The 7,960-nt window shown below is 70.1% G+C and carries 7 protein-coding genes; 3 read left to right on the top strand and 4 right to left on the bottom strand.

All coding sequences use genetic code 11. The annotated features are described in order from the left end of the window. Both HY68_RS43030 and HY68_RS43025 read left to right on the top strand, forming a co-directional pair. On the top strand, positions 1-725 hold a 725-nt coding region (locus HY68_RS43030; protein ID WP_347560677.1), incomplete at its 5' end, for an MFS transporter. Then, positions 722-1,930 (top strand): CoA transferase, encoded by a 1,209-nt coding sequence (locus HY68_RS43025; RefSeq protein WP_041999064.1) that lies wholly within the window; start codon positions 722-724, stop codon positions 1,928-1,930. The genes HY68_RS43030 and HY68_RS43025, both read left to right, overlap by 4 nt. A gap of 101 nt (positions 1,931-2,031) precedes the next feature. Here the strand turns inward: HY68_RS43025 and HY68_RS33600 are convergent, their stop codons facing one another. The 4 genes from HY68_RS33600 to HY68_RS33585 are packed head-to-tail and all read right to left on the bottom strand — an operon-like array spanning position 2,032 to position 6,815. Then, positions 2,032-2,757 (bottom strand): ABC transporter ATP-binding protein, encoded by a 726-nt coding sequence (locus HY68_RS33600; protein WP_041999061.1) that lies wholly within the window; start codon positions 2,755-2,757, stop codon positions 2,032-2,034. After that, complete coding sequence (locus HY68_RS33595; protein ID WP_041999058.1) at positions 2,754-3,515, bottom strand: ATP-binding cassette domain-containing protein; 762 nt, start codon at positions 3,513-3,515, stop codon at positions 2,754-2,756. The genes HY68_RS33600 and HY68_RS33595 overlap by 4 nt, the downstream gene beginning before the upstream one ends. Next, positions 3,512-5,530 carry an ABC transporter permease gene (locus tag HY68_RS33590; RefSeq protein WP_041999056.1) on the bottom strand — a complete coding sequence of 673 codons (2,019 nt, stop codon included), beginning with the start codon at positions 5,528-5,530 and terminating at the stop codon, positions 3,512-3,514. Before HY68_RS33590 ends, HY68_RS33595 begins: the two co-directional genes overlap by 4 nt. 13 nt (positions 5,531-5,543) lie before the next feature. Then, the gene (locus tag HY68_RS33585) at positions 5,544-6,815 is read right to left on the bottom strand and encodes an ABC transporter substrate-binding protein (RefSeq protein ID WP_041999054.1); all 1,272 of its coding nucleotides are present in this window, start codon (positions 6,813-6,815) and stop codon (positions 5,544-5,546) included. 282 nt (positions 6,816-7,097) lie between these two features. On the opposite strand from HY68_RS33585, the gene HY68_RS44360 reads away from it, so the two are divergent. Continuing rightward, a partial coding sequence (locus tag HY68_RS44360) for an acyl-CoA dehydrogenase family protein (protein WP_041999051.1) occupies positions 7,098-7,960 on the top strand: 863 nt, incomplete at its 3' end.

Below are 7,960 nucleotides of genomic sequence, written 5' to 3'. Positions count from 1 at the left end.
CCGCCGCCGAGCGGGCGACGGCCGCGCGGCGGCCGGGCGCCGCACGCGTATTGCCCGCGCTGCTCGGCGACCGGCGCTTCGTGGGGGCCGTGTTGAGCAGTGCGTTCACCACCGGCGCCATGTTCACGTACATCGCCGGATCGTCCTTCGTGTTCCAGCAGACCTTCCAGCTCACCCAGCAGATGTACGCGCTGGTCTTCGGTCTGAACGCGCTGGGCATCATCGCGATGAGCCGGCTCTCCTCGGCGCTGAGCACACGCTACCCACCGCCGGTACTGCTGGTGGCCGCCACGGTCTGCTGCACGCTCGGCTGCGCCGGGCTGCTGCTGGGCACGCTGGCCGGGGCGGGGCTGCCGGTGGTCGTACCGACCCTGCTGCTGGCCGTCGCCCCGGTGGGTCTCGCCCTGCCCAACGGATCGGCCGTCGCCATGGCGGGCCCACGCGAGCACGCCGGCACGGCGTCGGCGCTGCTCGGCTTCACCCAGTTCGGGGTGGGCGCCGCCACGGCGCCGCTGGTCGGCGCCTTCGGGAGGTCCACCCAGCTGCCGATGGCAGTGATCATGACGGGCTGCGGGGTCGCCGCGCTGGTGACGGCGCTGCTCACAGCCGGCCGCGGGGGCGCTGCGGCCGGTGTCCACACCGACACCGACACCGACACCCACGACAACGTTCACAACGACGTTCACAACGACGTTCACAACGACAACGATCGGAGATCCGTGTGAAACCACTCGCCGGTATTCGTGTCCTGGACCTGACCCTGTGGGCGTTCTGCCCCTCGGCCGGCGCCGTGCTGGCCGGCTGGGGGGCCGATGTCATCCATATCGAGAACCCGTCGTCCCCCGACCCGATGCGGCTGTTCTCCGGGGGATCGCTCGAACCGGGCGGCGCTCACTGGATGTTCAAGCACTACAACCGGGGCAAGCGCGGTATCGCACTCAACCTCGCCGACGAGGAGGGGCGCGCGATCCTGCACCGGCTGGTCAAGGACGCCGATGTGTTCCTGACCAGCTTCCTGCCGGCGACCCGGCGGAAGCTCGGGTTCGACGTCGACCAGATCCGCGAGATCAACCCGGACATCATCTACGCGAAGGGCACCGGCAACGGGCCGCTGGGCCCCGAGTCCGGCAGGGGCGGCTACGACGGCGCGACCTGGTGGGGCCGGGGCTCACTGTCGGCGACGACGATGGGCGTGACCGGCGCCGAACGGCCCACCGGCATGGTGGGACACGGTGACGGGATGTCCGGTCTGGTGCTGGCGGGCGGCATCAGCGCCGCGCTGCTGCAGCGCGAACGGACCGGCACGGCGCCCGTGGTGGACTCCTCGCTGCTCGGCTCGGCGCTCTGGTTCAACGGCCCGGCGATCATCAGCAGCAAGTTCCCGCCGGAGGAGCAGGTGTTCACCGCGCGGCCCGCCCGCGAGGACATCCACTGGGCGAGCGGCACCTACCGCACCGCCGACGACCGTTTTCTGTGTCTGTCGATGCTGGGCGACCGGCAGAACGAGTGGCTCGACTTCTGCCGCCACATCGGCAGGACCGACCTGCCCGACGATCCTCGGTTCGCGACGACGGCCGACCGGGCGGCGAACAGCGCGGTGCTCGTCGGCGTGCTGGACGAGGTGTTCGCTGCCAGGACGTACGAGGACTGGGGCAAGATCCTGCTCACCCTGCGCGGGGTGTGGGCACCGATCCAGACACCCCGCGAACTCCACGACGACCCGCAGGTGGTGGCGAACGGGCTGATCGCCGACGTCGACTACCCGGAGGGACCGCTGTCGCTGGTGACACCGCCGGTGATGTTCGACGAGGTCGCCGACCGGCCCGAGCCCGCACCGGAGTTCGGCGAGCACACCGCCGAGGTGCTCACGGCGGCCGGCTACGACGAGGCGGCGGTGGCCCGCTACCGCTCGGCGGGCGTCGTCGCGTAGTCGCACCAGCAACCACACCGCACCCGCACCCGCACCCACGCCCACACCAACGAGCCGCGTACGGCGCACCGTACGCGGCTCGTCAGTGGTTTTGCCCGCTGTCACACCGGCGAGGCCATGCCGTCGCCGAGGTAGTCGCGCGCGATGTGCTCGGCGGCGCCCGCCGCCGCGCCGGACCACAGCACCCGGCCGCGCCGCAGGACGAGCGCGCGGTCGGCGAAGCCGAGGGCCTTCTCGACGTACTGCTCGATGACGACCATCGTCAGTCCGGTGGATCGCACCGAGCTCCACGCCTCGTAGATGGCGTCGATGACCAGCGGGGCGAGCCCGAGGCTCACCTCGTCGGCCACCAGCAGCTTCGGCTTGGTCATCAGCGCCCGCGCCACGGCCAGCATCTGCTGCTCGCCGCCGGACAGGGTCGCCGCGAACTGCTTCGTGCGCCGGCCGAGGACGGGGAAGAGCTGGTACACCTCCTGTTCGGCCGCCGCCCGGTCGGCACGCGGCAGGACCCGCATGCCCAGGGTCACGTTCTCCGCGACCGTGAGCGTCGGGAAGATCCCCCGGCCCTCGGGCAGATACGCGACCCTGCTGCGGGCGATCTGGTGGGAGGGGCGATGAGTGAGGTCCGCGCCGTCGACCGTGATGGACCCCGCCGACGGTTTGATGAGCCCGGCGAAGGCCTTGGCGATGCTGCTCTTGCCGGCGCCGTTGGGACCGAGGACCGCCAGGCACTCCCCCTGTTCGAGGGAGAAGGAGACACCGTCGACCGCGACGGCGTCGCCGTAGGTGATGGTCAGCCCGTCGACCGAGACGAATGGTGTTGTCATGCCGGCTCCTTCAGCACACCCAGATAGGCTTCCCTGACCCGCCGGTCGCTGGTGACCTCGGCGGTCGGCCCCGCGGCGATCAGCTCGCCGAAGTCGAGGACGAACAGCTGCTCACTGATCTCCAGGACCAGATCCATGTCGTGTTCGACCAGCAGGACGGCGATTCCCCGGTCGGCGGCGAGCCGCGACACGATCGCGGCGAACGCCTGGGTCTCCGCCCGGTTGAGGCCCGCCGACGGCTCGTCGAGCAGCAGGATCCGCGGGTCGCTCGCGATGCACTGGGCCACCTCGACCAGCCGGCGCAGCCCGAGCGGCAGCTCCATCGGCCCGCGTCTGCTGACCTCCGCGAGACCGAGTTCGGCCAGCAGCCGGTCGGCGACCTCGAGTTCACCGGCCCGGCCGGCGGGGCCGTCCCCACGGGACAGCCGCAGCCCCAGCAGGACATGCTGACGTACGTCCAACTCGGGTACGAGCTGAGGCTGTTGGAAGGTGCGGGCCATCCGGGCGCGGGCGAAGCGCTGTGGTCGCGCGCCTGTCAGGTCCTGTCCTTCGAGCAGGATCTGTCCGGAGTCCACCTGCTGGAGCCCGGAGGCGACCCCCAACAGTGTTGTCTTGCCTGCGCCGTTGGGGCCGATGAGTCCCGAGATCTTGCCCTTGGGCACCTCGATGGTCACCTGGTCGAGGGCGCACACGCCCCCGAAGCGGACGGTGATGTCGCGCAGCGAGAGCGCGATGTCCGTGCTCGGTGCGGTCGTCACTGCACGCCTCCGGAGGTCGTGGTGGTCGGCTGTTCCCTGGGTACGGTCTCCGGCACGGGCGCCGGCGTGCCGCCGGCCGGTGGTGGCGGCAGGGGCGAGAGCCTGATCGCCAGTGCCCGGAAGCCCGAGCGGATCTGCGGGTTGATGCCGATCGGGTTGGCGACGACCTGGATCGCCATGAGCCCGAAGAGGACGGCGGGCAGGTCGCCGAGCCGGGTCGGCAGGTACGTGGTGAACAGCGCGGGCGCGATGGCCAGCGAGAGGCCCGCGGTGGCCGCGCCGCCCATGCTCCACGAGCCTTGCGCCATGGCCAGGGCGAACCAGGTGAGGCCGAGGGTGGCGTTGTAGGCGCCGGGGAAGGCGACGAGCTGGAAGCTGCCGAGGAGCGCGCCGCCGAGCCCGGCGACGGCGGCGCCCAGCGCGAACAGCGCGAGCCGGGAGCGGTAGATCGGCAGGCCCAGCGTCGAGGCGCGGTTCCGGCTGGCGCGCATCGTCGCGAACTTCAGTCCGAAGCTGGAGCGCCGCAGCAGCCACAGACCGAGTACGACCAGCAGGAACACCACCACGGCGAACTGGAAGAAGGCCAGGTTGGAGTCGAAGAGCCGGCCGAACAGCACGGGCCTGGCCAGGGTGACCCCCGAGTCGTACTGGGAGAAGGTGTCCCGGGTGAAGATGACCTGGTCGGCGAGGAGCGCGAAGGCGAAGGTGACGATCGCGGCGTAGAGCTGGCCCAGTGGCAGTGCGACGGCTCCGACCAGCGCACCGCAGGCCATCGCGATCAGGGCGCCGATCAGCATGGCGGGGACCACGGGAAGGCCGTGCACGGTGGCCAGTTGGGCGGTGGCCACGGCCCCGATGCCGGCGAAGGTGATCTGGCAGATCCCGATGATGCCGGCCTCGCCGCTGACGAGCCGGAACGAGAGCAGGGCGACGGCGTAGCAGATGCCGAGGGTGATGACTCCGAGCCAGTAGTCGGTGAACACGTACGGGACGGCCACCAGGGTGACCACCAGCAGCGCGAAGCCGGCCCAGCGGTCCCACCGGCCGCGCTGTGCGCGCAGCAGGGCGAGCACGCGCGCCTGGTTCTTCTCCGACGTGCTCATCAGGGAGGCGACCTCGCTGGTCTGCGCGTCGTCGCTGACACCGCGCCGTACCGCCGCCTGGATCACGATGGCGAGCACCATGATGACGAACGGCAGGCTGGGGCGGAGCGAGGTGGCGAGGAAGCCCTTGTCGGGCAGCCACGGGATGACGACTGACTGGGCGACGCCGACGAACAGCGAGCCGAAGAACGCCCACCACAGGTTGGTCAGCCGGCCGATCACCACGCCGGCGAACGAGGCGGCGACGGAGGTGGAGAAGCCCCCGGCGTTGAGTCCCACCTGTGGCGTGATCATGATGCCGGCGAGTCCTGCCACCGCGACGCCGACCATCCAGGTGCCGGCCACGACCATGTTGGAGTTGGTGCCGGTCAGTGACGTCATCAGGGGGGAGTCGACGGTGCCCCGGGTGATGAGCCCGGCCGTGGTGCGTTTGAGTACGAGGAAGGCGACCAGTGACAGGAAGGCGGCCACCCCGAGGATGGTCAGCTGTTCGTCGCTGATGGCGACCCCGCCGATACTGAAGACGCGTTCGGCGGTGCCCGCGATGCCCTTCGGCTGGAACACCTGCTTGTTGCCGAAGATCAGGGTGGTGCCGGAGGCGAGGGCGACGGACAGGCCGATGGTGGCCGCCATCCGCACCATCGGGGTGGCCGAGCTGAGCCGGCCGAGGAGCACGGCCCACAGCAGCAGACCGACGAGCGGGCCGATGACGAGGAGCGAGATGACGAGCGCGACGACGGTCGGCAGTCCCTGCTCGGTGCGCAGCCAGTAGAAGCAGTAGGCGATGAAGAACGCCATGCCGCCCTGGGCGAAGTTGAACACGCGTGAGGCGTTGTAGGTCAGGACGAGGCCCAGGGACGAGATCGCGTAGATCGCGCCTGTGACGAGTCCGGCCACGAGATAACTGAACACAGCAACCTTCCGTTCAGCCGGTGAACTTGTAGAGGTCGCCGCACGTGGCCTTCGGGTCGGGGACCCACTTGGTGCCCTGGTAGATCGCGTACCAGGAGCAGGCGGAGTACGGCGTGCCGGTGGGGAGTTCGGCCGGGCCGAAGTTGGCGGGCCGCACCAGCAGGCCGCCGCCGTCGTACCCCTTCACCTTGCGCAGGCTGTCGATGAAGTTGGTCCGGGAGACACAGGATCCGGCGGCCTCCAGACCTCTGATGAACAGGTCGGCCGAGACGTAACCGGTGTTGGCGAAGCCGACGTTCGGCGGGATCTTCGGCGCGTACTTCTTCATCGTGGCGACGTACTTCTGGGTGGCGGCGTTGTTCAGTTCGGTGGGGATGGTGCCGACGGGGCTGGCGATGGCGCCCTGGAGGAGGCCGGAGATCTGGCCGGAGACCTCCGGGTCGTAGACACCGGCCACGAGTATGGCCTTGAGCTTGACGCCCTGTGCCTTGAGTGCCTTGAGCACGGACACACTGGAGTCCGTCAGGAGCTGCGCGGAGATCCCGTCGACCCCGGCCTGCTTCATCTTGATCGCGACGGCGGTGGCGTCGAAGGCGCCGAGCGGGATGTCCCACTGCCGGACACCGACCTTGAGCCGGGCTTTGGACGCCGCCACGTCGAAGCCCTTCGCGCTGTTGATGGCGCCGGCCGAATTGTGCGACAGGTTGGCGACGTTGGTGGCTCCGGCCGCCTTCATCCGTTCCACCTGGGCGGTGGAGACATAGCCGGTCGACGAGGCGCCGCCGAAGCCGAACGCGTTGTTGTCGGTGGCGTAGGCGGGCTGTCCCGGGTATCCGGTGACGGGGATGTTCTGCTGCTTGAGGTAGTCGTACATGGTGTCGACGCGTGACGCCGACAGCACACCGAACACCTGCTGCGACTGGACGGCGTTGCGGGCGGCGATGACCTGCTGCGCCCCGTCGCCCTGGTCGTCGTCGGTCAGTACGGTGACTTTGCGGCCGTTGATCCCGCCCGCGTCGTTCTGCGCCTGGAAGCGGGCCTTGGCCGCTTCCAGGAAGCCGGCGAAGGTCGTGGCCGACGGGCCGGTCTCCGGGTCGATGACCGCGACCTTGACTTCTTTCGCTGTGACACCGGGCGACGAACAGCCCGATGACGAGTTGGCGGACGACACGGCGCTGGTGCCGCACGCGGTGAGGCCCGGCACCACGAGGGCGGCGGCGGTCGTCGCCAGGAGCAGTCGTCTGAGGACCGGCCTGGCCCGGAAATCGGATGAGGGTACGCGCATGGAACTCTCCTCCCACAAACAGGGTCGAGTGGCTGCTGCAAGAGCGATGTGCGGATACCGGGTCGGTCGCCGTTCGGGAATCAATGAGTGGGGAGTGCCCGTCAACACTGCCGAAACCCGTACCGTAAAGCGAACGGTATCGGCAATGTAGTGGGCTGCGTCACACCTGTCAACGGCTTGTTTCGCTGCTGTTTCCTGGCCCGTTCGCACCTCTGCGCAAAGTATTGACGCATGCACGGTAATGGTTACGGTATAGCCATCCGGAACTCAGGAGGCCGTCCCATGGCACTCGCCATCACCGATGACCACAGCGCTCTGGCCGGTGTGGTCAGATCGTTCGCCACGGCGGAGGATCTGCGCGGCTGGTCCAGGACCGCGCTCGACCGGCCGCCGGCCGCGCTGCCGGGATCCTGGAAGAAGCTCGCCGATCTGGGCTGGCTCGGCCTCCATGTCCCGGAAGCCTACGGCGGATCGGGGTACGGCCTGCCCGAACTGGCCGTCGTCGCCGACGAACTCGGCCACGCCCTGTCCCCCGGCCCGTTCCTCGCCTCGGCCGCCGCCGCCGCGGTCCTGGCGGCGCACGGTACGGACGCCCAGCGGAAGAGCCTGCTCGCACAGGTCGTCGACGGCTCGCTCGTCGTCGGACTCGCCCTGGCCCCCCGGCTGAACCGCACCGCGGACGGTACGGTCGACGGGGCCGGCGGCGCGGTGCTCGCGGGCCGCTGGGCGAAGCGGCTCATGCTGCGGGTGGACGACGACATCGTGCTCGTGGACAGCGACGACCCGGCGGTACGGCTGGAGCCGGCCACCGGCCTCGACCCGTCCCTCGGACTGTCCACACTGACGGTCAGCGGCCTGTCCCCCACGCCGGACGACATCCTCGGCACCGCCGCCGCCACCGCCGTACGGATCGTCCGCGCCCTGGCGGCCGCCGAGGCGGCGGGCGGCGCGCGCGCCTGCCTGGACATGGCCCTGGAATACGCCAAGGTGCGCGAGCAGTTCGGCCGTACGATCGGCGGCTTCCAGGCCGTCAAGCACCACTTGGCGAACATGCTGGTCGGCGCCGAGCTGGCCACCGCGGTGAGCTGGGACGCGGCGCGTTCTGCCACGGCGGGCGGGCGCGGCGACGTGGCCGCCGCCGCGGC

Origin of the sequence: Streptomyces sp. AcH 505 (genome assembly GCF_000818175.1) — a bacterium.
In the GTDB taxonomy this organism is placed as follows: domain Bacteria; phylum Actinomycetota; class Actinomycetes; order Streptomycetales; family Streptomycetaceae; genus Streptomyces.
The sequence above is the reverse complement of the archived record's forward strand: the minus strand, read 5'-3'. Positions and strand labels throughout refer to the sequence as shown.

Coding starts and splice junctions, on each gene's coding strand:
- HY68_RS33600 (WP_041999061.1), bottom strand. CDS start 2,757: ATGACAACACCATTCGTCTCGGTCGACGGGCTGACCATCACCTACGGC.
- HY68_RS33585 (WP_041999054.1), bottom strand. CDS start 6,815: ATGCGCGTACCCTCATCCGATTTCCGGGCCAGGCCGGTCCTCAGACGA.